Raw genomic sequence first — 25,960 nt, 5'->3', positions numbered from 1 at the left:
GGAACGAGAACGGTGGACGGCATCCCGCCCGAGCGCGTGGTCACCGACTCCTGGCCGGCCCTGCACGGCCGCCCGGTGCTGCGCCGCACCGTGGCCGTGAGCCTGGTGCTGGTCGTGTCCGTCGCGGCGGCCCTGCTCGTCCGGGGCATCAACACCCTCACCCTGGGCGGCGGCGGCCGCGAGACCGACCGCGACCGCGCCGAACGCCTCGCCGGCCTCCATCCCTCCCAGCACCCCGGCGCGGGCCGCACCTTCGTCCCCGTCGGCTCCGTCTACACCCACGCGCCCGACGGTTCCGCCGTCGCGTACCTGCACTACCGCGTCGCGGGCGGCAAGGACGTCGGCCTCGCGGACTTCCTCCACACCTACGACCTCCCCGACCCCGGCCCCGCCGCCCCGCTCCCACCCGACCTCTCAACGGCCCTGGGCGGCAACGAACCCCCGACGGCCCCCGAACTCCCGGAGCCGTCGCCCTCGGCCACGGCGGCCACGGACCCGCTCCCGTCGGCCACGGACCTCCTGCCGATGGACCTGCCGGCGAGGGACCTCCCGGCGACGGACCTGCCCCCGACGGACCTCCCGGCGACGGACCTGCCGGCCGTCGACCCGAAGGACGGCATCCCGACCGCGACCCCCACCCCTGTCGCCACCGCCACCCCCACCGCGAGCCGCCGCATCTACGTCTCCACCATCCCCGGAGGCCTCCCCGGCGCCGCCGACATCTACATCCGCGCCACCGGCTGACGGCGCCGGGCTCGGCGCCGCAGGGGCCTACCGGCTGCGGGCCTTGCCGACCTCGCCGCCGACCCCCCGAACCGGCACTTCTCTCCCGCCTCGACACCGTGCCCCGCCGGAGGCACGGCGGGGCACGGCGGGGCACGGGATCTCAGCGGGCAGCGGGTGCCGGTTCGGGGACCGGGGTTGTCGTGAGGGTCGAGGGCTTCGGGGTGCGGGTGGGGGCTTGGCCGGCGACCAGGGCGGCAAGGGCGATCAGGAGGCCCAGGACCTGCCACGGAGTGAGGGTCTGGTCGAGGACGATCAGGCCGCCGACCGTCGCGACGACCGGGTTGATCAGGCCGAGGAAGGACGCCGGGCCGGCGCCCAGGCGGTCGATGCCGCGGAACCAGAGGACGTAGCCGAGTGCCGTGCCGAAGAGCCCGAGGTAGGCGAACCCGGCCAGGTTGGTGGCGGTCAGGGCGGGCGGTGCGCCCTCGACGACGGCGGCGAGCGGGACGAGGAAGACCGAGCCGGCGAGGAGCTGCCACGCGGTGAGGTCGAGCATGGTGGCGCCCTCGGGGCGGCCCCACCGGCGGGTGAGGACCGTGCCCATCGCCATCAGCCCGATTCCGGTGACCATCGCGGCGATGCCGATGCCGTCCAGCCGCGCCCCGCTCTTGAGGACGAGGAGCGCGACGCCGCCGACCCCGGCCAGTCCCGCGACGACCGCCCGCCGCCCGGGCCGTATGCCGAGCACCCCGATCGAGAGCCCGGTGACGAGCAGCGGCTGGATCGCCCCGATCGTCGCCGCGACCCCGCCGGGCAGGCGGTACGCGCCGACGAACACGAGGGGGAAGAACAGCCCGATGTTGAGCATCCCGAGCACGGCCGCGCGCCCCCACCAGCGCCCCTTCGGCAGCCTGCGCCCCATGAGCAGCAGGAGCAGCCCCGCCGGGAGGGCGCGGAAGGCGGCGAGCAGCAGGGGGCGGCCTTCGGGCAGGAGCTGCGTCGTGACGAGGTACGTCGTGCCCCAGGCGGCCGGGGCGAGGGCTGCGGTGGCGGCGACTGCGAGGCGGTTCCGGTCCATGACATCCCCTCAACGTTGATTATCTGAACGTTGAGATAAATTGTGCGCCGAGATTCTATGAGCGTCAAGTATGTGAAGGTTAAGATAAGTGGTGTCCCGACCACGCCCAGGGAGACGGTGGCCATGCAAGAGCAGGTGCAGCAGCGCGACACCGTGGACGACATCGTCGACCAGTGGGCCCGGGCCCGTCCCGAGATCGACAGCGGGCCGATGGCCCTGATCGGCCGACTGCGCCGCCTCAACCTCCGCGTCGACTCCGCCCTGCGCGAGTACTTCGCCCAACATGGCCTGGACACCTCCGAGTTCGACGTCCTCGCGACGCTCCGCCGGTCCGGCGAGCCGTACGAGCTGAACGCCCGCGCGCTGCTCAAGGCCGCGATGGTGACGTCGGGCGCGATCACCAACCGCGTCGACCGGCTGTCCGCGAAGGGCCTCGTCGAGCGACGCCCCTGCCCGAACGACCGTCGGGCGGTCCTGGTCCGGCTCACCCCGGAGGGCAGGGAGACCGTCGACGCGTTGCTGCTCGGCCACGTCCAGAACGAGGAGCGTCTCCTCGCCGCCCTCGACCGGGGTGAGCGCGCCCAGTTGGACGGGCTGCTGAAGAAGCTGCTCGTCGCCCACGGGGACACCGAGCGGCTGTAGGCGGATCCTGACGGCACTGCTCGATCCGCAGTACTAGGAACGGCCGGGCCGCCCATGCTCCTGTGCCCGAACGGCCGGTGTGCAAGGGAAGGGGGCGCCGTGGGGTCGATCGGACTGTTCGTGATCGTCGTGGCATTGCTGCTGCCGCGGCCGGTGACACTCCCGGTGCTGCTACGGACCCAAAGGTCCACGCCGAAGGGCATGGGCGGCCAGGGGCGGACGGTCGTCAGCTCGCGACCGTCACCACCGGCTCGTGCCGGACCGGGAAGTTGACCGAGTTGGCGATGAAGCAGGCCCGGTGCGCCTCGCCGTGCAGGGCGAGCGCCTTCTCGACCATGCCCTCCGACGCGACCTCGATCCGCGGGTGCAGCACCGTCGAGGTGAAGTGCCCGCCCTCGGGCGTCTCGGCCATCGTGCCGACCGGGTTGTCGACGTACGAGGTCACGACGATGCCGTTGACGGCGCACAGGTGCAGGTACCAGAGCAGGTGGCACTGCGAGATCGACGCGAGGAGCAGCTGCTCGGGGTTCCAGCGGGCCGGGTCGCCGCGGAAGGCGGGGTCGGAGGAGCCGGGGACGGTCGGCCGGCCCTCGGCGGTGACGTCGTGGTCGCGGCTGTAGGAGCGGTAGTCGCTGGTGCCGGTGCCCTGGTTGCCGGTCCAGGTGATCTCGGTGGTGTACGTGTGCAGCTTGGCCATGTGCGAGCCTCTCGGGACGGTCCTGGCGGACAGTCAACCGCACCGCGCGAGGTGGTCGAGGACGATCCGGGCACAACTGACCGCATCGGTCCGGGACGTGTCCACTTCCACGTCGTACGCCACACCCACGTGCACCGCCTGCGCCTGCGCCGCGGCCATCCCGGTGGCGCGGTCGCCGCGCGCCGCCTCCCGGGCGCCCGCGACGGCCGGGTCGCAGCGCACGCCGACCCAGAGCACGTCCAGGCCGTCCAGCGCCGCCCGCCACCGCGACTGCGAGGCCGCGCCCCCGAGGAACACCTCGTCGACGACGATCCTGGCCCCGGCCCGCGCCATCGCCGCGACCCCGACCGTCCAGGCCGCGTCGAGCGCCGCGAACACCGGACCGACGCTCACCGTGCCGTCGCCGTCCCCGTCGGCCAGGCCGCCGATGCCGTCGCCGCCCTCGCGCAGCCGCGGCGGCAGCGCGTCGACGAGGGTGTCCGTGCCGAGGTGCAGCCACGGCTCGGGCAGCAGCTCCTGCAGGCGGTGCGCGATGCTCGACTTGCCGGAGCTGGAGCCCCCGTTGAGCACGATGACGTTCACCGCGGACCCCCGTACGCCGCCGCGGCAGCTGCGAAGGACGAGGCCAGCTCCGGCGTTCCCGCCCAGTGCAGGTGCAGGTACGACGCGTGGACGTTGCCGCCCGCGAAGCCCTCGGTGCGCGGGCCGGCGGGCAGCCGCCAGCCCCAGGCGGGCAGTTCACCCGCGCCGGGCTCGCAGACCGTCCGGTGGAACTCGTGCCCGCGCAGCCGGGTGCCGGCCGGGCCGAGCGGGGAGTCGTGCAGGGCGACGGCCTCCCGGTAGCCGAGGGTGAGCCGTTCGGTCATCCGGGCGGTGGTGTCGAGCACGCCGCACATCGGCTTGCCGTCCAACTCCCGACCCAGGTAGAGCAGTCCGGCGCACTCGGCCGCGATCGGCCCGCCGGAGGCGGCGAACTCGCGGACCGCCGAACGCAGTCGGGTGTTCCCGCTCAACTCCCGGACGTACAGCTCGGGGAAGCCGCCGCCGATGACGAGCCCGGCCGTGCCCTGCGGCAGGGCGCAGGCGTGCAGCGGGTCGAACGGGAGGACCTCCGCCCCTGCCGCGCCCAGGAGTTCGGCGTTCTCGGCGTACGAGAACGAGAACGCGGCGCCGCCCGCCACCGCGATCCGGGGCCGGCCCGCGACCGGCGCGACCTCGGCCGTCGGGTCCCACGGCTCGGCGTCCAGTTCCGGCGCCGTCCGGGCCAGCGCCAGCACCGCATCCAGGTCCACTGATGCCGCGACGAGTTCACCCATGTCCGCGACGGCCTTCAGGGCCTCCGCCGACCGCTCCACGGCGGGGATCAGCCCGAGGTGGCGCGAGGGCGTCGCGACCGCCGTCGAGCGGCGCAGCGCGCCCAGCACCGGGACGCCGGAGCCCTCCTCCAGCGCCTCGCGCAGGAGTTGCTCGTGCCGGTCGGACGCGACCCGGTTGAGGATCACCCCGGCGAGCCGCACCTGCGGGTCCCAGGAGGCGAAGCCGTGCACCAGCGCGGCCACCGACCGCGACTGCGAGCTGCCGTCCACCACGAGCACCACCGGCGCCCGCAGCAGCTTGGCGACGTGCGCCGTGGACGCGAGCTCCCCGCGCCCGGAGGCCCCGTCGAACAGCCCCATGACGCCCTCGACGACGGCGACGTCCGCCCCGGCCGAGCCGTGCAGGAACAGCGGCGCGATCCGCTCCGGACCGCACAGGAAGGCGTCCAGGTTGCGGCCCGGACGCCCGGCGGCCAGCGCGTGGTAGCCGGGGTCGATGTAGTCCGGGCCGACCTTGTGCGGGGAGACCGCCAGCCCGCGCGCGGCGAGCGCGGCGATCAGACCGGTGGCGACGGTGGTCTTGCCCGCGCCCGAGGAGGGCGCGGCGACGACGAGGCGCGGGATGTTCACGGGAGGAGGCTCACCACTCGATGCCGCGCTGGCCCTTGCGGCCGGCGTCCATGGGGTGCTTGACCTTGGTCATCTCGGTGACGAGGTCGGCGAACGCGGTCAGCGGCTCGGGCGCGTATCGGCCGGTGATGACGACGTGCTGGCTGCCCGGACGGTCCTTGAGCACCGACACCACCTCCTCCGGGTCGACCCAGCCCCAGTGCATCGGATAGGTGAACTCGTCCAGCACGTAGAAGCGGTAGGTCTCGGCCGCGAGGTCGCGCTTGACCTGCTCCCAGCCCTCCTTGGCGGCTGCCTCGCTGTCCATCTCCATCGCGGAGGAGCGCTGGATCCACGACCAGCCGGAGCCCATCTTGTGCCAGTCGACCGTGCCGCCCTCGCCGGAGGCGCCGAGGACGCGCAGCGCGTTCTCCTCGCCGACCTTCCACTTGGCGGACTTCACGAACTGGAACACCCCGACCGGCCAGCCCTGGTTCCAGGCCCGCAGCGCCATGCCGAACGCGGCCGTGGACTTGCCCTTGCCGGGGCCGGTGTGCACGGCGGTGATCGGCAACGTGCGGCGCTGGCGGGTCGTCAGGCCGTCGTCGGGAACGCTCTCGGGAACACCCTTGGGCATGCTGCTCAGGCCGCCTTTCGCAGATGGGTTGCACGGTTGGTCGCGGACCGGTTCTCACGGACGAGCGAGGCGACGCCCTCGGCGCGCAGCTCGTCCAGGGTGACGGCGGTGCCGCCGAGGTGCCCGGCCAGGGTACGGGCGAGGCCGAGCCGGACGGGTCCCGACTCGCAGTCCAGGACCACGCTCGCGACGCCCTGCGCGGCGAACAGCCCGGCCGCGCGGTGGGACTGCGCGAGCGCGTCGCGGCCGCCGGTGGCCCGTCCGTCGGTGACGACGACGACCAGCGGGCGGCGGTCGGGGTCGCGCAGCCGCTCGACCCGCAGCACCTCGTGGGCGCGCAGCAGTCCGGCGGCCAGCGGGGTCCTTCCGCCGGTGGGCAGCGACTCCAGCCGGGCCGCGCCGACCTCGACGGACGAGGTGGGCGGGAGCGCCAGCTCGGCGCCCGCGCCGCGGAAGGTGATCATGCCGATCTTGTCGCGCCGCTGGTAGGCGTCCATCAGCAGCGACAGCACGGCACCCTTCACGGCGGTCATCCGCTGCCGGGCCGCCATCGAGCCGGAGGCGTCGACGACGAACAGCACCAGGTTGGACTCCCGCCCCTTGCGGACCTGCTCGCGGAAGTCGTCCTTGCGCAGCACGAGCGCGGCGCCGGAGCGCCCGCGCGCCACCTGGTGCGGCGCGGCGGCCTGGAGGGTGGCGGTCAGGTGCAGCCGGCTGAGCGTGCCCTGCGGGCGCCGCGCGCGGACGGCGTGCCCGCTGTCGGTCTCGGCGGGGGAGCGGCGGCCCTGGGCGCCGTGGCCGGTGCCGCGCACGGCGAACAGCCGCGTGCGGTACGGATCGCCGGCCGTGACCGGCGCCGACTCCCGCGCGGGGGCGGGCCGCCCGGCCGGGACGGGCTGCTCGCCGGCGTCCGGGCCGGCGTCCGGGGCCGCGGCCTGCGGCGTCTGCGGGCCGCTGTCGGACGGCTCGGGAGCCCCACCACCGTCCGGGCCGGGGCCGCCGCCGTCGTCCGGGCCCGGACCGTCATCATCCGGTCCGTCGCCGTCGCCCCCGGGAGAGCCGCCGCCCTCGGGCTCCGGCTCCCCGTGTTCCTCCAGCGTCCGGTCCAGCTGCTCCTCGTCCAGCCCGGGCGCGTCGAACGGGTTGCGGCGGCGCCGGTGCGGCAGTGCCAGCTGGGCGGCCTTGCGGACGTCCTCCTCCAGCACCTCCGTCCGCCCGTCCCACGCCGCCAGCGCGACGGCCGTCCGCGCCATGACGATGTCCGCGCGCAGCCCGTCCACCTCGAACGCCGCGCACACGGCGGTGATCTGGCGGAGCGCCACATCGGTCAGCTCGACCTTCGGCAGCAACTCCCGTGCCGTGGTGATCCGTTCGGCGAGCGCCCGCTCCTCGTCCGCGAACCGCGCCGCGAAGGCGACCGGGTCCGCGTCGTACGCGAGCCGCCGCCGCACGACCTCGGCGCGCTCGGCCGGATCCCGCGTCGCGGCGATCTCCACGGTCAGCCCGAACCGGTCGAGCAGCTGCGGCCGCAGCTCGCCCTCCTCCGGGTTCATCGTGCCGACCAGCAGGAACCGGGCCGCGTGCCGCACCGAGACGCCCTCGCGCTCGACGTAGGAGCGGCCCATCGCGGCGGCGTCCAGCAGCAGGTCCACGACGTGGTCCTGGAGCAGGTTCACCTCGTCGATGTAGAGCACCCCGCGGTGCGCCCTGGCGAGCAGCCCGGGCTCGTACGCCTTGACGCCCTCGGCGAGCGCCCGCTCCAGGTCGAGCGAGCCGACGATCCGGTCCTCGGCCACACCGACCGGCAACTCGACCAGCTGGGAGGGGCGTTCGGAAGCGGACGGACCGACGTGCGGCCCGTCCGGGCACTGCGGGTCGGGCGTGGCCGGGGCGCAGGCGAAGCGGCAGCCGTCGACGGTGGCGATGGGCGGCAGCAGGCCGGCCAGCGCGCGGACCATCGTCGACTTCGCGGTGCCCTTCTCGCCGCGCACCAGCACGCCGCCCACGGCCGGGGAGACCGCGTTGAGCAGCAGCCCGAGCCGCAGGTCGGCCATCCCGACGACCGCGGTGAACGGGTAGCGGACGTCACTCATGCCTTGCCAGCCTCCTCAGGCGCCCCGGGCGGCAGGAACGGCAGCGATCCGGCCGCCGGCACCCCGCCCTCGATCAGCTTCCACAGCGCGTCGGTGTCCGCGTGCTCCTCGATCAGGTCCCCCAGCCGGTCCAGCCGGGCCTCGCGCGCCGCGGCGAACGAGGTGTCCGGCGCCGGTACGAACGCCCGGCCCGCCAACTCGGCCACCTCACGCAGGAACTCGCGGCGGAACCCGTCGTTCTCCAGCGCGCCGTGCCAGGTCGTGCCCCAGACCGCGCCCACCCGGCAGCCGTCCAGGCTCCGCCCGCGGTCATCGGAGACGAACGCCCGGCCGCCCTCGACCGTCACCACCCCGTGGTGGATCTCGTAGCCCTCGACCCGCTGCCCGTACGCCTCGCCGACCGGCCGCGCCAGCACCTTCTCCACGCCGAACCGCACGTGCGTCGGCAGCAGGCCGAGCCCGTCGACGGCACCCGCCTTCGACTCGACGTCGTCGACGATCGAGCCCGCCAGCATCTGGTAGCCGCCGCAGACCCCGAGGATCGGCAGCCCGGCCGCCGCCCTCGCCTTCAGCGCCGGCTCCAGCCCGCGCTCGCGCAGCCAGGCCAGGTCGGCCACGGTGGCCCGGGTGCCGGGCAGCACCACGAGGTCGGCGTCGGCCAGCTCCTCCGGCCGGGTCGCCCAGCGCACGAGCACGCCCGGCTCCTGCGCCAGCGCGTCCACGTCGGTGAAGTTCGACAGCCGGGGGAAGCGCACCACGGTCACCCGCAGCACGTCCGCCCCGAGCGGCCCGCGCCCGTCGACCCGGTCCACGACCGTCGACAGGTCCAGCGAGTCCTCGGCGTCCAGCCACAGCCCCGGCAGCATCGGCAGCGTGCCGAGCACCGGACGGCCGGTCAGGTCGTGCAGCATCTCCAGGCCGGGCGCCAGCAGCCGGGCGTCCCCGCGGAACTTGTTGACGAACCAGCCCGCCACGTGCCGCTGGTCCTGCGCGGACAGCAGCGCCAGCGTCCCGTACATCGCCGCGAACACGCCCCCGCGGTCGATGTCGCCGACCACCACGACGGGCAGCCCGGCGGCCGTCGCCAGGCCCATGTTGGCGATGTCCCGGTCCCGCAGGTTGATCTCGGCGGGCGAGCCCGCGCCCTCGCACACCACCACGTCGTACCGGCGGCGCAGGTCCGCCAGGCACTCCAGGGCGCGCTCCAGCAGGACGGGCTTGCGCTCGCGGTAGTCCAGCGCACCGACCTCGGCGACCGGCCTGCCCAGCAGCACCACCTGGCTGCGGCCGTCCGCGCCGGGCTTCAGCAGCACCGGGTTCATCGCCGCCTCCGGCTCGACCCGGGCCGCCTGCGCCTGCATCGCCTGGGCGCGGCCGATCTCGGCGCCGTCGGCCGTCACGAAGGAGTTCAGGGACATGTTCTGCGCCTTGAACGGCGCGACCCGGACGCCCTGGCGGGCCAGCCACCGGCAGATGCCCGCCGTGACGACGCTCTTGCCCGCGTCCGAGGTCGTCCCGGCGACCAGCAGCGCGTTGCTCATGCGCCCACCTCTCCCCCAGCCCCCGGCCGGGGGGACCCCCACCGCTCGCTCATGCCCTTCCCCTCCTGCCTAGGACGGCCCGGATCACGAGATGCCCCGCGACCGTCGTACCCAGCGCCAGCGCGCCCACCCGCCGCGACAGCGCGCAGGCCCGCTCGATGTCGTCCACCGCCACCGGCCGCAACTCCGCGCCCAGCACCGGCCGGTGCTCCACACGCTCCCCGTACCGCAGCGTGCCGCCGAGCCGCACGCCCACCGCGCCCGCGAACGCCGACTCCGCCTGCCCCGCGTTCGGGCTGGGGTGCGCCGAACCGTCCCGCCGCCACACCCGCCAGGCCGTCCGCGGCTCCGGCGCGGCGGCCACCGTCAGCAGCGCCGTCAACCGGGCGCCCGGCCAGCCCGCCACGTCGTCCAGCCGGGCCGAGGCCCAGCCGAACCGGGCGTGGCGCGGCGAACGGTGGCCCACCATCGCGTCCAGCGTGTTGACGGCGCGGAACGCCAGCAGCCCGGGCGTGCCGGCGAGGGCGCCCCAGGCCAGCGCGTTCACGACGGCGTCCGCGGTGTTCTCGGCCACCGACTCGACGACGGCGCGGGCGATCTGCTGCCCGTCCAGCGCGCTCGGGTCGCGCCCGCAGAGGTGCGGCAGCCGCTCCCGGGCGGCCGGGAGGTCGCCCGCGGCCAGCGACCGGCCGATCGTGCGGGCCTCCCGGGTCAGCGACGTGCCGCCGAGCACCGTCCACGTCGCGGCGGCGGCCAGCGCGGCCCGCCCCAGCGGCCGGCGGCCCACCGTCCGGTCCAGCACCACCGCGCCCGCCGCGACCGCGCCCGCGCAGAGCGCCGTGTACGCGGCCCCGGCCGCCCGGTCGTCCCGCCACATCCGCCGTTCCAGGCGCGTCGCCGCACCGCCGAAGACGGCCACCGGGTGGCCGCGGCGCGGATCGGCGTACCGGGCGTCCGCCAGGTAGCCCGCGACGGCGCCCAGCGCGAACGCGGCGGCGCGGGTCAGCGGGCGCACGACGGTGGGGGACAGGGGAGGGCTCGGCGGGTCGGGGCAGCCTGCATCGCGTGCGAGTCCTCACTCAGGGTCCGCGCCCTGGATCGACGTACCGGGGGCGAGAGTCTCCTGGCTTCCGGGTCGAACGCACCCCCGGAGCCGTCCAGCAGCCTGCCAGCAATGGCTGACGGTCCGCCTGTCGGCCCCTCCCGGCCGCTGACGGGCGAGGAGGGAAACTTCGAGCGTGCTCCCCGGTGACAGTGGCGGGACCGCGCCGGACTCGCACCGGCTTCCTCTGCATGCCTCCGTTTGGCCCTGGGATCCCATCACGCGGCCGAACCGGGAGTCAACCGAGGTCACGGAGGGGTTGATCACACCGGGGGAGCCCGCCGCGGAGCCGGATGCGGCCCCGTCAGCACCTCCGATCCGCGCCACCGCAGGGGCATGACACTCCGTGCGATCGTCCAGCGGTCCGCAGGCACCTCCGGCGGCGCTTCGTGCCGCTCGCCAGGCGTCGGGTCTGCCTGGCCCGGTCGCGGCCCCGCCCTTTCCCCGTACAGCGACTCCTCACACCCTCCCCCATACAGCCCATCCGACTGGCCGCAGGCCTTTCCCCCTAGTGAACTAGTGCCCAGGAGACTCACAGAGCGGGGAACGATATGCGTTGGGGAACCGCAGCAGTCGTGGCGGCAGCCGCCGTCGGCACCGGGGTCGCCGTCCTGGTGATCGGCCGCCGGGCGTCCGAGCGGCTCGTACGCCCGCAGACCGCCGTGCCGGAGTCCGGCCCCGTCCTGGTGCAGAGCCTCGCCGCCGACCGGATCACCTTCAACCGGACACCCGCGGTCCTGCAGCCCGGCTGCTGGGCGGTCGAGTGGGACGGTGACGGCCACGCCGTCGTCGACGACATCCTGCACAGCGACGAACAGGGCGTCACCCGCCGTCTCGTCCGCGCCGACCGGGGCACCCTCGCCCCCGGCACCGGAGTCCGCCTCACCCCGCGCGTGTACCTCGGCGACCCGACGACCGCCCTCGGCCTCCCGTTCACCGAGGCCGCCGTCACCGGCGAGCTGGGCGCCATGCCCGCCTGGCGCCTCGGCGGCAGGCGCGGCACCTGGGTGGTCCTGGTGCACGGCCCCGGCGCCGACCGCGGCCAGACCCTCCCCGTCCTGCCCCTCCTCCAGCGCCTCGCGCTGCCCGCCCTCGCCGTCACCTACCGCGGCGACCAGGGCGCGCCCGCCCCGCCGGACGGGCTCAGCCACTTCGGCGAGACCGAGTGGCGCGACGTCGAGTCGGCCGTGCGGTTCGCCCTCGACAGCGGCGCGGGCCGGGTGATCCTGTACGGCTGGTCGATCGGCGCCACGATATGCCTGCAGGCCGCGGCCCGCTCGGCCTGGTCGAGCGCCGTCGTCGGCATGGTCCTGGACTCGCCCGTCCTCGACCTCCCCGCGACCGCCCGCCGCGACGCGGTCAGGACCGGCTCCACCCGGACGGTCGCCGAGCTCGGCGCCCTCGCCGCCGAGGGCCGCACCGGGGTCGGCCTGGCCGACGTCGCCCGCCTCGCCGAGGGCGCCGGCCTGCACGTCCCGACCCTCGTCCTGCACAGCCCGGACGACCCGATCGCGCCGTTCCGCGCGGCTCAGCACCTCGCCGCGGCCCGCCCCGACGTCGTGAGCCTCCAGGCCTTCCCGGGCGCCGACCACACCGCCCTGTGGAACTCCGCCCCCGCGCACTACACGGAACTCCTCCGCCGCTGGCTCACCCCCCTCCTCTGACCACGATCATCGGGCCCTTTCCGGACATTCCAGGCGGTCATTCCTCCGCTTCACCTCTTCGCGCATTTCCCCCCACCCGCCACTCGACGCCGGCCGGGCGTCGGAAGTCGATTCCTCCGGCGCGAGAAGTCGGCCCGGTCGATTTCCCCCGCCGCCGACCTGGCCGATCCGCATCCACGCGGAGCTCGTCCGGCGATCCCGGAGGGTGAACGTTTCCCCGGCGCCGTCCGCCGGCCACCCCTCACAAGTCGGCCGGTCGCCCTTCGCCGCACCCCTTTCCGTATCCAGCCGGACACCCCCCGTGATCGCCGCAAACGGGCCTGGCATGGTCCCGCCACACGTTTCCGGCCAGGCGGTTTGCCGCTGTTGCCCGATCTTGCGGAGGTGCTGCCACAACCGGTCCGTCCGTACAACCAACCGGATGTGACAGAAGGCCGGTACAAGGGGAAGACTGCTCGACGTGACGTCTCGGAACCCGCGCGACCGTGATGCCCCGCTCCCACCGACGATCGGTACCGGTGCGACGGTGACCCGCCTCCCCGGTACGGCCCACCGGCCCGTCGGGGCCAGGCCGGGCGGGGGCGGCGTACCCCGCCGACGAGGCCCCGCACCCGCGCCCGGCCGTGGCCGGGTTCCCGTGCCGGACGGCTTCCCCGCTCCCGCCGAGCTGGCTCCGCTGGCCCGCCGGATGCTGGTGGACGCCGTCCGGATCGCCCGCTGGGCGGGGGAGCTCGACGAGGTCGACAAGCGGGGCGAGCTGCTTCCCGACGACGCCCGCACGGCGGGCCGCGCGCTGGCCATGACGGTCGGCGCCGCGGCCAAGGCCTGGGGCCAGGCGCTGCTGGTCGGCCTGGTCGAGGCCCGCGACGGCGGGGCGGGACCGGGCTGGCGGCTGCACGCCTGGGAACACGACGACGAGGCCGTGGTGCGCGGCTGGTCCGCGCTGTTCGACGCCTGGACGCTGCTCGCGCCCGTCCCGCCGGCCGCCCTGCGCGGCGTCTTCGCGGTGCTGGCCGGACAGGCCGTGGACCAGGCCCCGCAGCTGCTCTCCTTCCTCCACCTGGTGGACGGCCCGGTCGCCGACAGCGAGCTGCTGGAGCTGCTGCGCCGGGGCCTGGACGAGCGCCGGGTCGGCGGCACCGGGGGCGCGGGCCTGTCGCCCGTCCCGCACGCCGCCTCCGCCGTGTCGGCGGTCCGCGGCACCTGCCGCGAGCCGCAGATCGACACCCCGGCCGCGCCCTCGGACGTCGCCGCCGTCCTGGACTGGATGCTGGACGGCCTGGCGGCGGTCGGCGCCGTCGTGCGCAGGAACGATGCCGCCGAGCTCTCGCCGCTCGGGCACTGGGCGGTGCGGGCGAAGCTGGAGGAGATCTGCACGGTCGCCCAGACCGCGGCCGGCCACATCGAGCAGAGCGCCTACGAGCTGCTGAACGCCTGCGCCGACTACTCGCCGGGCCCGGCCCGCGCCGAGTACCGCGCCTGGGTCGCGGCCCGTCCGGCGGACCGGGCGGTGGCGGAGCTGCTGGACGCGGCGCAGGGCGACGACGCGCTCGTGCGGGGCCTCGCCTTCGAGGCCCTGCGGGTGGCCGGCAGCACGGCCGAGCAGGCGGTGCGCGCGGCCGTGGACGAGCCGGTGCTGCGCCCGTACGCGCTGCTGTGGCTCGCGGAGCAGTCGGACGAGGGCGTGTCGCCGGCCGACGTGCTGGGCGCGGAGGACGCGGCCTGGCTCTGGGTGGACACGGCGGCCGCGGTGCTGGACCACGGCGAGACCGAGCTGCTCGTCGGGCACGTGGAGGGCGCCTCGGCGGGCGATCCGGTGCGGCTGTTCGCCCGGGCCCGGCAGTCGGGGCACCCGCGCGCGGCCTCGGTGCTGACGGCGGTGTCGGGCGTGCACCCGGACCCGGGCGTGGCCCGTGCGGCCCGCCGCTCGGCCTTCAGCGTCCACACCGGCGGGGCGTGACCCGCACAGAACGGAAGAAGGGCCCGGATCCACAGCGGATCCGGGCCCTTCTTGTGCCGATCGGGCTCAGCCGAGCCGCGACTCCGCCCGCCGGGCGCGGACGTCGCCGACCTTCTGGCCGACCTTGCGCCGGATGACCAGCAGCGGCGCCATGGCCGCGAGCGTGATCTGGGCGAAGGCGCCGACGTGCAGGAGCGCGTCGCCGCCGGGCAGGCCGGTGGCCCACGCGGCCAGGCAGCCGATGGAGACCACGATCCAGCACAGCGTGGCGGTGGCCAGCAGGCCCTGCGGCTTCGGGTACTCGATCCGGCTGACCATCAGGTACGCGGCGCCGAAGATGGCGAGCAGGCCGGGCAGGTACGGCGGGTCGAGCAGCACGATGGCGATGACCGTCATGGCGCCCATCGGGCAGGGCATGCCCTGGAACACCCCGGGTCGCATCTTGACGGCGGAGAAGCGGGCCAGCCGCAGGACCACCGCGAGCAGCACGGTCAGCGCGGTCAGCGCCGAGAGCGTTCGGTTGGAGCCCTGCGAGACCATGCCCCAGACCGCGACGAAGTAGGCCGGCGCGATGCCGAAGCTGATCAGGTCGGCCAGGTTGTCGAGCTCGGCGCCGAGGGCGGAGGAGCGCAGCTTGCGCGCCACCAGGCCGTCGAACAGGTCGCACATCGAGCCGATCAGCAGCAGCGTGACGGCCGTAGCCGCGCTGTGCCGGTCCGGAGCGACGTCCGGGTTGGTGATGTGCGGGATCAGGACCCCGGTGGTGATCGAGTAGATCGCCAGGAAGCCGCAGACGGCGTTCCCCAGGGTCAGGAAGTCGGCGGTGGACAGGTGCTGCGGCGAGCGCGGCGCGCGGAGCTCGCGGTCGCGTGCCCAGCGGCGGCGGCGCAGTGCCGTCTCCTCGTCGTCCAGGCCGACGATCGTCTCAGGATCAGTCACGGTCAAGGCGTGTCACCCCGGCTGTGGTCTTCTGGCCGACCTCGACGCCGACCTCGACGCCGGCCGGCAGGTAGGTGTCGACCCGGGACCCGAACCGGATCAGACCGATCCGGTCGCCCTGGGCGACCTTGGTGCCGGCGTCCACGTAGGGCACGATGCGGCGGGCCACGGCCCCCGCGATCTGCACCATCTCGATGTCGCCGAGCTCGGTGTCGAAGTGCCAGACGACCCGCTCGTTCTGGTCGCTGTCCTTGTTGAACGCGGGCACGAACCCGCCCGCGACGTGCTCGACCGACGTCACCGTGCCGGGCAGCGGCGCCCGGTTGACGTGGACGTTGAGCGGGCTCATGAAGATGGCGACCCGGGTGCGGCCGTCCGGCCAGGCGTCGATGCTCTGCACCACGCCGTCGGCGGGGGAGATCACTCTGCCCGTGCCGATCTCACGCTCGGGGTCGCGGAAGAACCACAGCATGCCCGCGCCGAGTGCGCAGGCCGGTACCGCCGCCAGGGCCCACTTGCCGCTGCGCCGGGTGAGGGCGGTGGTCACGGCGGCCGTGGCGAGGGTGGGGACGAACCAGGGGGTGGCTCCGCGCGCGATGGTCACGCGGGGTCGCCGACCGGCCGTCGTGGGTGCGAGGGCATCGCGGTCCGTGACGGAGGTGTGAGGGGACGGGCTGATGGGCATCGAAGACCTTTGTCGCGGGGGATCATGGCCGCTGGACGGGGGCCACCGCGGGATCGGGTAAGAAAGGGACGGCTGCTGTCCCGGTGGATGCTATCGGGAGCACACGGTGGGTGGGCAACCCGCCTGCTCGTTGCCGTGGGGCGCGCGGTCGCGTCCACTGGTACGACCGTAGCTCGCCCCCGTCCGGTTCCCAAGGGCCCGAACGGGCCTGGTGACTCTTGTCTCAGCGGGTGTCGGTGCGCGGCGCCGCGTCCGCGTCGCCCGTGGGCGCACGTCCCGCAGGCCCTCACCAGAGCGCGCGGAAGCGGCCGCGGGGCGCGATTTCGCAGCTCTACGCCCTGCGGCCGCTTCCGGGGGCCGTGCCGGACCCCAGGCGGACCAGGCCGGGGCCGCGGTGGCACGGCGCGGTGCCGGGACGGGCCCGCACGCCCGTCGACCGGCCGTTCCGAGGGTCACCCGGCGAGCCGGGACGACCCGCCGTTCACTCGGCGATCCGGTACTCCTCCAGGAGCCGGCGGCCGACGATCATCTTCTGGATCTCCGCAGTTCCTTCACCGATGAGCAGCATCGGGGCCTCGCGGTAGAGGCGCTCGATCTCGTACTCCTTGGAGAAGCCGTAGCCGCCGTGGATGCGGAAGGCGTCCTCGACGACCTCCTTGCAGTACTCGGAGGCGAGGTACTTGGCCATGCCGGCCTCGAGGTCGTTGCGCTCGCCGCCGTCCTTCTTGCGGGCGGCCATGACCATCATCTGGTGCGCGGCCTCGACCTTGGTGGCCATCTCGGCGAGCTTGAACTGGATGGCCTGGTGCTCGGCGATCTTCTTGCCGAAGGTGGAGCGCTGCTGGGCGTAGGAGATGCCGAGTTCGAAGGCGCGGCGGGCGACGCCGCAGCCGCGGGCGGCGACGTTGACGCGGCCGACCTCGACGCCGTCCATCATCTGGTAGAAGCCGCGGCCGGGGACGCCGCCGAGGATCCGGTCCGCCGGGATCCGGACGTCCTGCAGGACCAGCTCGGTCGTGTCGACGCCCTTGTAGCCCATCTTCTCGATCTTCCCGGGCACGGTGAGGCCGGGGACGGTCGGGTTCGGGCCGAATCCGGCCGTCTTCTCGATCAGGAAGGTGGTCATGTTCTTGTACGGGGTGTTCCCGCCCTCGTCGGTCTTGCAGAGGACCGCGACGAGGGTGGAGGTGCCGCCGTTGGTGAGCCACATCTTCTGGCCGTTGAGGACGTAGAAGTCTCCGTCCTTGACGCCCTTGGTGGAGATGGCCGAAACGTCGGAGCCGAGGCCGGGCTCGGACATCGAGAACGCGCCGCGGATCTCGCCGGCCGCCATCTTCGGCAGGAAGTAGTCCTTCTGCTCCTGCGTGCCGTGGGCGTTGATCATGTGCGCCACGATGAAGTGCGTGTTGACGATGCCGGAGACGGACATCCAGCCGCGGGCGATCTCCTCCACCACGAGGGCGTAGGTGAGCAGCGACTCGCCGAGGCCGCCGTACTCCTCGGGGATGGTGAGGCCGAAGAGGCCGAGCTGCTTCATCCCCTCGACGATGGCGGTCGGGTACTCGTCCTTGTGCTCCAGCTCGGTCGCGACCGGAATGATCTCCTTGTCGACGAAATCCCGCACGGTGGCGAGGATGTCCCGCTGGATCTCGGTGAGGCCGTCGGTCTGTGCGAGGCGTCCCATCGTGCGGCTCCGATTTGTCGTGAAAGTCCGGGGGGGGGGATTGCCGGGGGCCCTGCCGGCGTGGCTGCGGCAGCAGGGCCCCCGTTCCGGGTGGGGGTCGGCCGATGACGGCGGCCTGCCCCTCCGGGGTATCGGGGGTGATCAGGCGGAAGGAGTGGGACGGCCGGGCTGCTCGCCGCCGCGCTCCTTGATGTACGTCTCGGTCGGCACCATCACCTTGCGGCGGAAGATGCAGACGACCGTGCCGTCCTGCTTGTACCCCTTGGTCTCGACGTAGACGATGCCGCGGTCGTCCTTCGACTTGGACGGCCACTTGTCGAGGACGGTGGTCTCGCCGTAGATCGTGTCGCCGTGGAAGGTCGGCGCGACGTGCCGCAGCGACTCGATCTCCAGGTTGGCGATCGCCTTGCCCGAGACGTCCGGGACGGACATGCCGAGCAGCAGCGAGTAGATGTAGTTGCCCACGACGACGTTCTTCCCGAAGTCCGTCGTCTTCTCCGCATAGTTGGTGTCCATGTGGAGCGGGTGGTGGTTCATGGTGAGCAGGCAGAAGAGGTGGTCGTCGTACTCGGTGACGGTCTTCCCGGGCCAGTGCTTGTAGACCGCGCCGACCTCGAACTCCTCGTAGGTGCGTCCGAACTGCATGGCTCAGGCCCTCAGCTTTCCGGGATCTCGAACTTGGTGGTGCGCTGCATGCCGGCGGCCCGGCCCTTGCCGGCGACGACCAGCGCCATCTTGCGGCTGGCCTCGTCGATCATCTCGTCGCCGAGCATCGCGGAGCCCTTGGCGCCGCCCGCCTCGGAGGTGCAGTAGTCGTAGGCGTCGAGGATCAGCTCGGCGTGGTCGTAGTCCTCCTGCGAGGGCGAGTAGATCTCGTTCGCGGCGGCGACCTGGTCGGGGTGCAGCACCCACTTGCCGTCGAAGCCGAGGGCGGCGGAGCGGCGGGCGACCTCGCGGTAGCCCTCCTGGTTGCGGATCTGCAGGTACGGGCCGTCGATCGCCTGGAGGTCGTTGGCGCGGGCGGCCATCAGGATGCGCATCAGGATGTAGTGGTAGGCGTCGGCCCCGTAGCCGGGCGGCTGCTCGCCGACGACCAGGGACTTCATGTTGATGGAGGCCATGAAGTCGGCGGGGCCGAAGATGATGGTCTCCAGCCGGGGCGAGGCCTCGGCGATGGCGTCGACGTTGATCAGGCCCTTGGCGTTCTCGATCTGCGCCTCGATGCCGATCTTGCCGACCTCGAAGCCCATGGTCTTCTCGATCTGGGTGAGCAGCAGGTCGAGCGCCTTGACCTGCTCGGCGTCCTGGACCTTGGGGAGCATGATGCAGTCCAGGTTCGGGCCGGCGCCCTCGACGACGGTGATCACGTCGCGGTAGGTCCAGTGGGTGGTCCAGTCGTTGACCCGGACCACGCGGGTCTTGTTGCCCCAGTCGCCGTTGTTGAGCGCGTCGACGATGTTGTGGCGGGCGCTCTCCTTGACCAGCGGGGCGCAGGCGTCCTCGAGGTCGAGGAAGACCTGGTCGGCGGGCAGGCCCTGGGCCTTCTCCAGGAAGCGCGGGTTGCTGCCCGGTACGGCGAGGCAGGAGCGGCGCGGGCGCAGACGGTTGGTCGAAGTGTCGCTGGCAGTGCTCATGAGGGTGGTTCTGTTCCTTCCCAGTGGTCAGCTGGTCAGCTGGTCAGTTCGTGGCCGCGGTCGGTGCGGGCGTCCACGGCTGGAGCTTGTTGGCCAGCCGGATCTCGTCCACGATCCGGCCGATGATGGTCGTGATGCCGAAGTCCTTCGGGGTGAACACGGCGGCGACGCCGGCGGCCTTGAGGGCCTCGCCGTCCGCTGCCGGGATGATGCCACCCACGATCACCGGGACATCCTCCACCCCGGCCCGGCGCAACCGCTGCAGCACGTCGGGCACCAGCTCGGAGTGCGCGCCGGAGAGGATGGACAGGCCCACGCAGTGCACGTCCTCCGCGACGGCGGCGGAGACGATCTGCTCGGGGGTGAGCCGGATGCCCTGGTAGACCACCTCGAACCCGGCGTCGCGGGCCCGGACGGCGATCTGCTCGGCGCCGTTGGAGTGCCCGTCCAGGCCGGGCTTGCCGACGAGCAGGCGCAGCTTGCCGGCGCCGAGCTCCTCGGCGGTGGCGGCCACGGCGGCGCGTACGGCGGCCAGTTCGCCGCCGGGCTCGGCCGCGACCGCGACCGGGGCGCCGCCGACGCCGGTGGGGGCGCGGTACTCGCCGAAGACCTCGCGCAGGGCGAAGGACCACTCCCCGGTGGTGACGCCGGCCCGGGCACAGGCGAGCGTGGCCGGCATCAGGTTGGCGTCGGTGGCGGCGACGGCCTTGAGCTCGGCCAGTGCCTCCTGGACCGCGGCCTCGTCGCGCTGCCCGCGCCAGGCCTCCAGGGCGGCGAGGACGGACTGCTCGGAGGCCGGGTCGACGACCATGATCGCGGTGTCGAGGTCGGCCGTGAGCGGGCTCTCCTCGGTGGTGTCGAAGCAGTTGACGCCGATGATCTTGTCCTCGCCAGACTCGATCCGGGCCCGGCGGGCGGCGTGCGAGGCGACCAGGTTGGACTTCAGGTAGCCGGACTCGACGGCCGGGATCACGCCTCCCATCTCCAGCACCTTGGCGATCTCCGCCTCGGCACCGGCGAGCAGTTCGGCGGTCTTGGCCTCGACGACCTCGGAGCCGTTGAAGATGTCCCCGTACTCCAGCAGGTCGGACTCGTAGGCGAGCACCTGCTGGATCCGCAGCGACCACTGCTGGTCCCACGGCCTGGGCAGCCCCAACGCCTCGTTCCAGGCCGGGAGTTGGACGGCCCGGGCGCGGGCGTCCTTGGAGAGCGTGACGGCCAGCATCTCCAGCACGATCCGCTGGACGTTGTTCTCCGGCTGCGCCTCGGTCAGGCCGAGGGAGTTGACCTGCACGCCGTAGCGGAACCGGCGCTGCTTCGGGTCCTCGACGCCGTAGCGCTCGCGCGTGACCTTCTCCCACAGCCGGGCGAAGGCGCGCATCTTGCACATCTCCTCGATGAAACGCACACCGGCGTTCACGAAGAAGGAGATCCGCGCGACCACGTCGCCCATGCGCTCGGCCGGCACCTGCCCGGAGTCGCGGACGGCGTCGAGCACCGAGATGGCGGTGCACATCGCGTAGGCGATCTCCTGGACGGGCGTGGCCCCGGCCTCCTGCAGGTGGTAGCTGCAGATGTTGATCGGGTTCCACTTGGGGATGTTGCCGACCGTGTAGGCGATCATGTCGGTGATCAGGCGCACCGACGGGCCGGGCGGGAAGACGTGCGTCCCGCGCGACAGGTACTCCTTGACGATGTCGTTCTGGGTGGTGCCGGTGAGCCCGGCGATGTCGGCGCCCTGCTCCTCGGCGACCACCTGGTAGAGCGCGAGCAGCCACATCGCGGTGGCGTTGATCGTCATGGAGGTGTTGGTCCGCTCGAGCGGGATGCCGTCGAACAGGGTGCGCATGTCGCCGACGTGGCCCACCGGCACGCCGACCCGGCCGACCTCGCCGCGGGCGAGGACGTGGTCGGAGTCGTAGCCGGTCTGGGTCGGCAGGTCGAAGGCGACGGAGAGGCCGGTCTGGCCCTTCGCCAGGTTCCGCCGGTAGAGCGCGTTGGAGTCGCTCGCGGTGGAGTGTCCGGCGTAGGTGCGCATCAGCCAGGGCCGGTCGCGCTTCTGAGGCTCAGTCATCGGACCCGTCTCACACGTTCCGGAAGCGGTTGATGGCGTCGATGTGCTTCGCGCGGAACTCCTCGTCGCGCACGCCGAGGCCCTCCTCGGGCGCCAGGCAGAGCACGCCGACCTTGCCCTGGTGCTTGTTGTGGTGCACGTCGAGGGCGGCCTGGCCGGTCTCCTCCAGGGAGTAGACCTTGGAGACGGTCGGGTGGATCTTGCCCTTGGCGATCAGGCGGTTGGCCTCGAAGGCCTCGCGGTAGTTGGCGAAGTGCGAGCCGACGATCCGCTTGAGCGACATCCACAGGTACCGGTTGTCGTACTGGTGCATGTAGCCGGAGGTGGAGGCGCAGGTGACGATGGTGCCGCCCTTGCGGGTGACGTACACCGAGGCGCCGAAGGTCTCCCGGCCCGGGTGCTCGAAGACGATGTCGACGTCCTCGCCGCCGGTGAACTCGCGGATCTTCGAGCCCAGGCGCTTCCACTCGCGCGGGTCCTGGGTGTTCTCGTCCTTCCAGAACCTGTAGCCCTCGGCCGAGCGGTCGATGATCGCCTCGGCGCCCATGGCGCGGCAGATCTCGGCCTTCTGCGGGCTGGAGACCACGCAGATCGGGGTGGCGCCGCCGGCCAGCGCGTACTGGGTGGCGTACGAGCCGAGGCCGCCGCTGGCGCCCCAGATCAGCACGTTGTCGCCCTGCTTCAGGCCGGCGCCGTTGCGCGACACCAGCTGGCGGTAGGCGGTGGAGTTGACCAGACCGGGGGAGGCGGCCTCCTCCCAGGTGAGGTGCTTCGGCTTGGGCAGCAGCTGGTTGGTCTTCACCAGCGCCAGCTGGGCCAGGCCGCCGAAGTTGGTCTCGAAGCCCCAGATGCGCTGCTCCGGGTCCATCATCGTGTCGTTGTGGCCGTCCGGGGACTCCAGCTCGACCGAGAGGCAGTGGGCGACGACCTCGTCGCCGGGCTTCCAGGCGTTGACGCCCGCGCCGGTGCGCAGGACGACACCGGCCAGGTCGGAGCCGACCACGTGGTACGGCAGGTCGTGGCGCTTGGTGAGCGGCGACAGGCGGCCGTAGCGCTCCAGGAAGCCGAAGGTGGAGACCGGCTCGAAGATCGAGCTCCACACGGTGTTGTAGTTCACCGCGCTCGCCATGACGGCGACCAGGGCCTCGCCCGGGCCCAGTTCGGGCAGGGCGACGTCGTCGAGGTGGAGGGACTTGCGGGGGTCCTTGTCGCGGCTGTCGAGGCCGGCGAACATCTGCTCTTCGTCCTTGTGGAGCGTGACCGCCCGGTAGGACTCGGGGAGCGGGATCGCCGCGTAGTCCTCCGACGTGGCGTCGTTGCTGAGGATCGCGTCGAGGATTTGCTGCATGGCTCTGCCTCCGGAGGCGTACCTGTGTGAGGGCGCACAGGGCGTCTGGGGAAGGCCGGGAGCGGACACCGGCTTCACTGAGGTGGGTGGTGGGCGGGTCAGGCTGGTCGGCCCGGCCGTGGGCCGGGTGGTACTGGCACTGCTCCCGGGGTGTGGGAACGCCGGACGACGGCGCGCCGAGGTGGGGAGCCGCGGCGCCGCGACTGGTGAGTAACAAGGTAGTGGCACCCTGTGCCAGCCGTAAAGACACCGGGTGTCAGGAATTTGGGCGACTTCGGGCCGATGTTTCGGGCGCTCGAACGGGGACGAAAAGGGCCCGCCGCCGATTCCTCGGCGCGGGCCCTTGGCGACCTTCGATTCCTGTGTGACCTGCGGAAACGCCCCCGTCAGGCGGGACTGGAGCCGCTCAGCGCGGCCCGGATGCTGTCCACCACGACGTCCAGCGGAGCATCCGTCCGGGCGACTGTGATGAGCACCTCACCTCCAGGGCTGGCACTCAGTGCGCTCTCGGCGAGCACCTCCCCAGGAGCCACACTGGCACCGGGTGCCACCAGGGAGCCGCGGCGCCGGACACCCGGCGCGTTGGACGCCCAGAAGGTCCGCCGGATCACCTCGAAGGAGTGGTCCAGCTGCGCCTCCACGTCCCCCCGGCCGCCGGCCCGCAGCCAGCGCCGCAGCACGTGGTTGTGCGCCGCGACGACGGCCGCCGCCGACACCTCGGCCAGCATCGAGTCGTCCTCGCCGCCGCGCTGCCAGCCCGACGGGATGTCCTCGCCGGTGTCGAAACGGCCCAGCAGGTACCGGGTGAACAGCCGCTCGTACCGGGCCACCACGGCGATCTCCCGCTCGCGCAGCGCCGGGACCTGACGGATCAGCTGGTACCGCGCGACCGACACCCCCGGGGTGGAGGCGTACATCCGCAGCACCTCCTTGATGCCCCGGCAGACCACGTCCAGCGGGTGCTCCTCGGGCTCGGCGCTGGCCAGCAGGTCGGCCACCCGGACGAGTGTGTCGTCGTGGTCCGGGAAGATCGCCTCCTCCTTCGACCGGAAGTACCGGAAGAAGGTGCGCCGGGCCACCCCGGCCGCCGCCGCGATCTGGTCGACGGTGGTCTCCTCGTAGCCCTGCGAGGCGAACAGGTCCATCGCGGCCGTGGCCAGGTCCTGGCGCATCTGCTGGCGCTGCGCGGCTGCCCGGCGGCTGCCCGGCCCGCCGTCCGGCCCGGTGCCCCCGGCCGACGTGGCCGGTCGGTCGGCGCCGCGCGGTGCGGCGGACTGCTGCGGGGTGGCTGACTGAACCCGATCCATGTCCGGAACGCTACACGGCCCCGGCGGCGCCCCGGCGGTCCTTCCCCGGCGGACCGGCGCGACCGGACCGGTCACGGCCGGCCTGGGCCAGCGGGCGGACACCGCCCCGGGGGTCCAGGCCGACCGCGGCTGCCCGGCCGTGGCCCCCGGCGCGATCCCGGCCGGCGCCGCCCCGCGCGGGGCGGCGCCGCCGGGCTGCGGCGTGGTCACCGGCGCGCGTGGTCGCGGAACCCGCGGCCGGTCTTGCGGCCCAGACAGCCCGCCGCCACCAGGTGCTCCAGCAGCGGCGCGGCGGCCAGGCCCGGCTCGCGGAACTCCTGGTGCAGCACCTGCTCGATGGTCAGCGAGACGTCCAGGCCGACCACGTCCAGCAGCTCGAACGGGCCCATCGGGTAGCCGCAGCCGAGCTTCATGGCGGTGTCGATGTCGTCCACCGTCGCGTAGTGCTCCTGGAGCATCCGCACCGCGTCGTTCAGGTAGGGGAAGAGCAGCGCGTTGACGATGAACCCGGCCCGGTCCCCGCACTCCACCGGGTGCTTGCGCACCTTCGCGCACAGCTCCAGGACGGTCGCGGTGACGTCCGGCGCGGTCAGCACGGTGGAGACCACCTCGACCAGCTTCATCGCCGGCGCCGGGTTGAAGAAGTGCATGCCGACGACGTCCTGCGGCCGCGAGGTGGCGGTCGCGCAGCTGATCACCGGCAGCGAGGAGGTGGTGGTGGCGAGCACCGCGCCCGGCTTGACGATCTTGTCCAGGGTCGCGAACAGCTCCCGCTTGACCACCAGGTCCTCGGCCACCGCCTCGACCACCAGGTCGGCCTCGGCCAGCTCCGCGTACTGCCCGACCGGCGTCACCAGGGCCAGCGCCGCGTCCCGCTGCTCGGCGCTCAGTCGCCCCTTGGCGACCGAGCGCTCCAGCGACTTCGCCAGCTGCGCCTTGGCCCGGTCCGCCTTCTCCTGGCTGCGCGCGGCCAGCAGCACGGCGTACCCGGACTTGGCGAACACCTCGGCGATGCCGGTCGCCATCGTGCCCGAGCCGCACACGCCGACCGTCCGCACCTCGCGGCCCGCGATCTTCGGCTGCGCCGGCCCGGTCGCCGCGTCGACGGCCCGGGACGAGCCCGGCGCCTCGTACGTGTAGAAGCCGCGGCCGGACTTGCGGCCCAGCAGCCCGGCCGACACCAGCTGGCCGAGGATCGGCGCGGGCGCGTGCAGCCGGTCCCGCGACTGCTCGTACATCGCCTCCAGGACGGTCCGCGCGGTGTCCACGCCGATCAGGTCGAGCAGTGCCAACGGGCCCATCGGCAGGCCGCAGCCGAGCCGCATCGCGGCGTCGATGTCCTCGCGCGAGGCGTACTTGGACTCGTACATCGCGGCGGCCTGGTTCAGGTACGCGAACAGCAGGCCGTTCACCACGAAGCCGGCCCGGTCGCCGGCCGCGACCGGCTCCTTGCCGAGGTCCCGGGCGAACGCCGCGGCGTCCTCGGCGACCTGCGGGGCGGTCAGCACCGTGCGGACCACCTCGACCAGCTTCATGGAGTGCACCGGGTTGAAGAAGTGCAGGCCGAGCACCCGGTCCGGACGGGCGGTGGCGGCGGCGATCCGGGTCACCGAGAGCGCGGTGGTGCCGGTGGCGAGCACCGTCCCGGGCGGGCAGATCCGGTCCAGTTCGGCGAAGACCTCCCGCTTCAGCTCCAGCTGCTCGGGCACCTCCTCGATCACGAGGTCGGCGCCGGCGGCGGCGGAGAGCTCGTGGCCGACCGTGATCTGCGCGAGCAGCGCCGCGCGCTCCTCGGCGGTGATCCGCGCCCGCTCGACGGCGTGCGCGGTGGCCTCCTCGATCCGGGCCAGCGCCCGGGCGGCCGAGTCCTCGGTGGCCTCGATGCCGATCACCCGGCGGCCGCTCTTGGCGACCGCCACCGCGACACCGGCACCCATCGTGCCGAGGCCGACCACGGCGACCGTGGGAAAGGGACGCTGCATGGTCCTGACTCCTAGTCATGAAGGGCCCGCGCGCGCTCCGGCGGGCGGGCCGCCGCGCCCGTGCGTGCGCAGGGGGCGGCCGCCGCCGGAGGAGGGTCCGCGCGCGGGGGCTGGAGGGTTGACGGATGCGGCCCACCCGTGCAGCGGCCGGTCCGCTCCGGCCGAACTGCGGGTGTGCCGTGGTGCTCAGGCGCTCGGGGATGAACGGAGCGGCGCTGGTGCGAGGAGAGAATCCGGCCCGC

The 25,960-nt window shown here is 73.5% G+C and carries 21 protein-coding genes and 1 riboswitch; of the genes, 4 read left to right on the top strand and 17 right to left on the bottom strand.

Annotation, left to right across the window (positions count from 1 at the left end; all coding sequences use genetic code 11):
- The first annotated feature begins 12 nt into the window (after window positions 1-12).
- On the top strand, window positions 13-744 hold the full coding sequence (locus ACWCXH_RS13830) for a hypothetical protein (protein WP_449801636.1): 732 nt from the start codon (window positions 13-15) through the stop codon (window positions 742-744).
- 142 nt (window positions 745-886) lie between these two features.
- Here ACWCXH_RS13830 and ACWCXH_RS13825 read toward each other — a convergent pair whose 3' ends face one another.
- On the bottom strand, window positions 887-1,804 hold the full coding sequence (locus ACWCXH_RS13825) for an EamA family transporter (protein WP_449801635.1): 918 nt from the start codon (window positions 1,802-1,804) through the stop codon (window positions 887-889).
- 123 nt (window positions 1,805-1,927) lie between these two features.
- Here ACWCXH_RS13825 and ACWCXH_RS13820 point away from each other — a divergent pair, with 123 nt between their 5' ends.
- Complete coding sequence (locus ACWCXH_RS13820; protein ID WP_449801634.1) at window positions 1,928-2,446, top strand: MarR family winged helix-turn-helix transcriptional regulator; 519 nt, start codon at window positions 1,928-1,930, stop codon at window positions 2,444-2,446.
- A gap of 226 nt (window positions 2,447-2,672) precedes the next feature.
- Here ACWCXH_RS13820 and ACWCXH_RS13815 read toward each other — a convergent pair whose 3' ends face one another.
- Genes ACWCXH_RS13815 through ACWCXH_RS13785 form a run of 7 tightly spaced genes read right to left on the bottom strand, consistent with a single transcriptional unit; the run spans window position 2,673 to window position 10,354 of the window.
- Complete coding sequence (locus ACWCXH_RS13815; protein WP_449801633.1) at window positions 2,673-3,143, bottom strand: OsmC family protein; 471 nt, start codon at window positions 3,141-3,143, stop codon at window positions 2,673-2,675.
- Window positions 3,144-3,176: 33 nt separating this feature from the next.
- The gene (cpt, locus tag ACWCXH_RS13810; protein ID WP_449801632.1) at window positions 3,177-3,725 is read right to left on the bottom strand and encodes a chloramphenicol phosphotransferase CPT; all 549 of its coding nucleotides are present in this window, start codon (window positions 3,723-3,725) and stop codon (window positions 3,177-3,179) included.
- A complete protein-coding gene (locus tag ACWCXH_RS13805) occupies window positions 3,722-5,089 on the bottom strand; it encodes a cobyrinate a,c-diamide synthase (RefSeq protein ID WP_449801631.1) in 1,368 nt (455 codons plus the stop codon). The genes cpt and ACWCXH_RS13805 overlap by 4 nt, the downstream gene beginning before the upstream one ends.
- Window positions 5,090-5,099: 10 nt before the next feature.
- On the bottom strand, window positions 5,100-5,705 hold the full coding sequence (gene cobO / locus ACWCXH_RS13800) for a cob(I)yrinic acid a,c-diamide adenosyltransferase (RefSeq protein WP_449801630.1): 606 nt from the start codon (window positions 5,703-5,705) through the stop codon (window positions 5,100-5,102).
- Between the two features lie 5 nt (window positions 5,706-5,710).
- Window positions 5,711-7,798 carry a putative cobaltochelatase gene (locus tag ACWCXH_RS13795; protein WP_449801629.1) on the bottom strand — a complete coding sequence of 696 codons (2,088 nt, stop codon included), beginning with the start codon at window positions 7,796-7,798 and terminating at the stop codon, window positions 5,711-5,713.
- Window positions 7,795-9,339 (bottom strand): cobyric acid synthase, encoded by a 1,545-nt coding sequence (locus ACWCXH_RS13790; RefSeq protein WP_449801628.1) that lies wholly within the window; start codon window positions 9,337-9,339, stop codon window positions 7,795-7,797. Before ACWCXH_RS13790 ends, ACWCXH_RS13795 begins: the two co-directional genes overlap by 4 nt.
- 49 nt (window positions 9,340-9,388) lie before the next feature.
- Window positions 9,389-10,354, bottom strand: coding sequence for a cobalamin biosynthesis protein (locus tag ACWCXH_RS13785; RefSeq protein WP_449801627.1), 966 nt, complete (start codon window positions 10,352-10,354; stop codon window positions 9,389-9,391).
- 102 nt (window positions 10,355-10,456) lie between these two features.
- Window positions 10,457-10,628, bottom strand: a riboswitch (cobalamin riboswitch).
- Window positions 10,629-11,016: 388 nt separating this feature from the next.
- Between ACWCXH_RS13785 and ACWCXH_RS13780 the strand changes: the two genes are divergently transcribed.
- Both ACWCXH_RS13780 and ACWCXH_RS13775 read left to right on the top strand, forming a co-directional pair.
- Window positions 11,017-12,105 (top strand): alpha/beta hydrolase, encoded by a 1,089-nt coding sequence (locus tag ACWCXH_RS13780; protein ID WP_449801626.1) that lies wholly within the window; start codon window positions 11,017-11,019, stop codon window positions 12,103-12,105.
- Window positions 12,106-12,742: 637 nt separating this feature from the next.
- Entirely contained in the window at window positions 12,743-14,065 is a 1,323-nt protein-coding gene (locus ACWCXH_RS13775; protein WP_449801625.1) for a hypothetical protein, read from the top strand.
- 66 nt (window positions 14,066-14,131) lie between these two features.
- Here ACWCXH_RS13775 and ACWCXH_RS13770 read toward each other — a convergent pair whose 3' ends face one another.
- The 9 genes from ACWCXH_RS13770 to ACWCXH_RS13730 form a co-directional block, all read right to left on the bottom strand.
- On the bottom strand, window positions 14,132-15,010 hold the full coding sequence (locus ACWCXH_RS13770; protein WP_449801624.1) for a CDP-alcohol phosphatidyltransferase family protein: 879 nt from the start codon (window positions 15,008-15,010) through the stop codon (window positions 14,132-14,134).
- Entirely contained in the window at window positions 14,997-15,689 is a 693-nt protein-coding gene (locus ACWCXH_RS13765; RefSeq protein WP_449801623.1) for a phosphatidylserine decarboxylase, read from the bottom strand. The genes ACWCXH_RS13770 and ACWCXH_RS13765 overlap by 14 nt, the downstream gene beginning before the upstream one ends.
- 481 nt (window positions 15,690-16,170) lie before the next feature.
- On the bottom strand, window positions 16,171-17,373 hold the full coding sequence (locus tag ACWCXH_RS13760) for an acyl-CoA dehydrogenase family protein (RefSeq protein ID WP_449801622.1): 1,203 nt from the start codon (window positions 17,371-17,373) through the stop codon (window positions 16,171-16,173).
- A gap of 141 nt (window positions 17,374-17,514) precedes the next feature.
- Window positions 17,515-18,018, bottom strand: coding sequence for a MaoC family dehydratase (locus tag ACWCXH_RS13755; protein ID WP_449801621.1), 504 nt, complete (start codon window positions 18,016-18,018; stop codon window positions 17,515-17,517).
- 11 nt (window positions 18,019-18,029) lie between these two features.
- Complete coding sequence (locus ACWCXH_RS13750; protein ID WP_449801620.1) at window positions 18,030-19,007, bottom strand: HpcH/HpaI aldolase/citrate lyase family protein; 978 nt, start codon at window positions 19,005-19,007, stop codon at window positions 18,030-18,032.
- A 43-nt stretch (window positions 19,008-19,050) separates the two neighbouring features.
- Window positions 19,051-21,081: a protein meaA gene (locus ACWCXH_RS13745; protein ID WP_449801619.1), complete on the bottom strand. Its 2,031-nt coding sequence runs from the start codon at window positions 21,079-21,081 to the stop codon at window positions 19,051-19,053.
- Window positions 21,082-21,091: 10 nt separating this feature from the next.
- Entirely contained in the window at window positions 21,092-22,429 is a 1,338-nt protein-coding gene (gene ccrA / locus ACWCXH_RS13740; RefSeq protein WP_449801618.1) for a crotonyl-CoA carboxylase/reductase, read from the bottom strand.
- A gap of 386 nt (window positions 22,430-22,815) precedes the next feature.
- On the bottom strand, window positions 22,816-23,736 hold the full coding sequence (locus tag ACWCXH_RS13735; RefSeq protein WP_449801617.1) for a TetR family transcriptional regulator: 921 nt from the start codon (window positions 23,734-23,736) through the stop codon (window positions 22,816-22,818).
- A 206-nt stretch (window positions 23,737-23,942) separates the two neighbouring features.
- The gene (locus tag ACWCXH_RS13730; protein ID WP_449801616.1) at window positions 23,943-25,718 is read right to left on the bottom strand and encodes a 3-hydroxyacyl-CoA dehydrogenase family protein; all 1,776 of its coding nucleotides are present in this window, start codon (window positions 25,716-25,718) and stop codon (window positions 23,943-23,945) included.
- Window positions 25,719-25,960 lie beyond the last annotated feature (242 nt).

This window comes from Kitasatospora sp. NPDC001660 (genome assembly GCF_053596725.1).
Note: the sequence above shows the minus strand (reverse complement) of the source record. Positions and strands in the feature narration are given on the sequence as shown.

What these genes read in the sequence shown, in the direction of transcription:
- ACWCXH_RS13730 (WP_449801616.1), bottom strand. Translation starts at nt 25,718, where the DNA reads ATGCAGCGTCCCTTTCCCACGGTCGCCGTGGTCGGCCTCGGCACGATG.
- ccrA (WP_449801618.1), bottom strand. Translation starts at nt 22,429, where the DNA reads ATGCAGCAAATCCTCGACGCGATCCTCAGCAACGACGCCACGTCGGAG.
- ACWCXH_RS13755 (WP_449801621.1), bottom strand. Translation starts at nt 18,018, where the DNA reads ATGCAGTTCGGACGCACCTACGAGGAGTTCGAGGTCGGCGCGGTCTAC.
- cobO (WP_449801630.1), bottom strand. Translation starts at nt 5,705, where the DNA reads ATGCCCAAGGGTGTTCCCGAGAGCGTTCCCGACGACGGCCTGACGACC.
- ACWCXH_RS13760 (WP_449801622.1), bottom strand. Translation starts at nt 17,373, where the DNA reads ATGGGACGCCTCGCACAGACCGACGGCCTCACCGAGATCCAGCGGGAC.
- ACWCXH_RS13790 (WP_449801628.1), bottom strand. Translation starts at nt 9,339, where the DNA reads ATGAGCAACGCGCTGCTGGTCGCCGGGACGACCTCGGACGCGGGCAAG.
- ACWCXH_RS13745 (WP_449801619.1), bottom strand. Translation starts at nt 21,081, where the DNA reads ATGACTGAGCCTCAGAAGCGCGACCGGCCCTGGCTGATGCGCACCTAC.
- ACWCXH_RS13735 (WP_449801617.1), bottom strand. Translation starts at nt 23,736, where the DNA reads ATGGATCGGGTTCAGTCAGCCACCCCGCAGCAGTCCGCCGCACCGCGC.
- ACWCXH_RS13795 (WP_449801629.1), bottom strand. Translation starts at nt 7,798, where the DNA reads ATGAGTGACGTCCGCTACCCGTTCACCGCGGTCGTCGGGATGGCCGAC.
- ACWCXH_RS13825 (WP_449801635.1), bottom strand. Translation starts at nt 1,804, where the DNA reads ATGGACCGGAACCGCCTCGCAGTCGCCGCCACCGCAGCCCTCGCCCCG.
- ACWCXH_RS13815 (WP_449801633.1), bottom strand. Translation starts at nt 3,143, where the DNA reads ATGGCCAAGCTGCACACGTACACCACCGAGATCACCTGGACCGGCAAC.
- ACWCXH_RS13750 (WP_449801620.1), bottom strand. Translation starts at nt 19,007, where the DNA reads ATGAGCACTGCCAGCGACACTTCGACCAACCGTCTGCGCCCGCGCCGC.
- ACWCXH_RS13765 (WP_449801623.1), bottom strand. Translation starts at nt 15,689, where the DNA reads ATGCCCATCAGCCCGTCCCCTCACACCTCCGTCACGGACCGCGATGCC.
- ACWCXH_RS13820 (WP_449801634.1), top strand. Translation starts at nt 1,928, where the DNA reads ATGCAAGAGCAGGTGCAGCAGCGCGACACCGTGGACGACATCGTCGAC.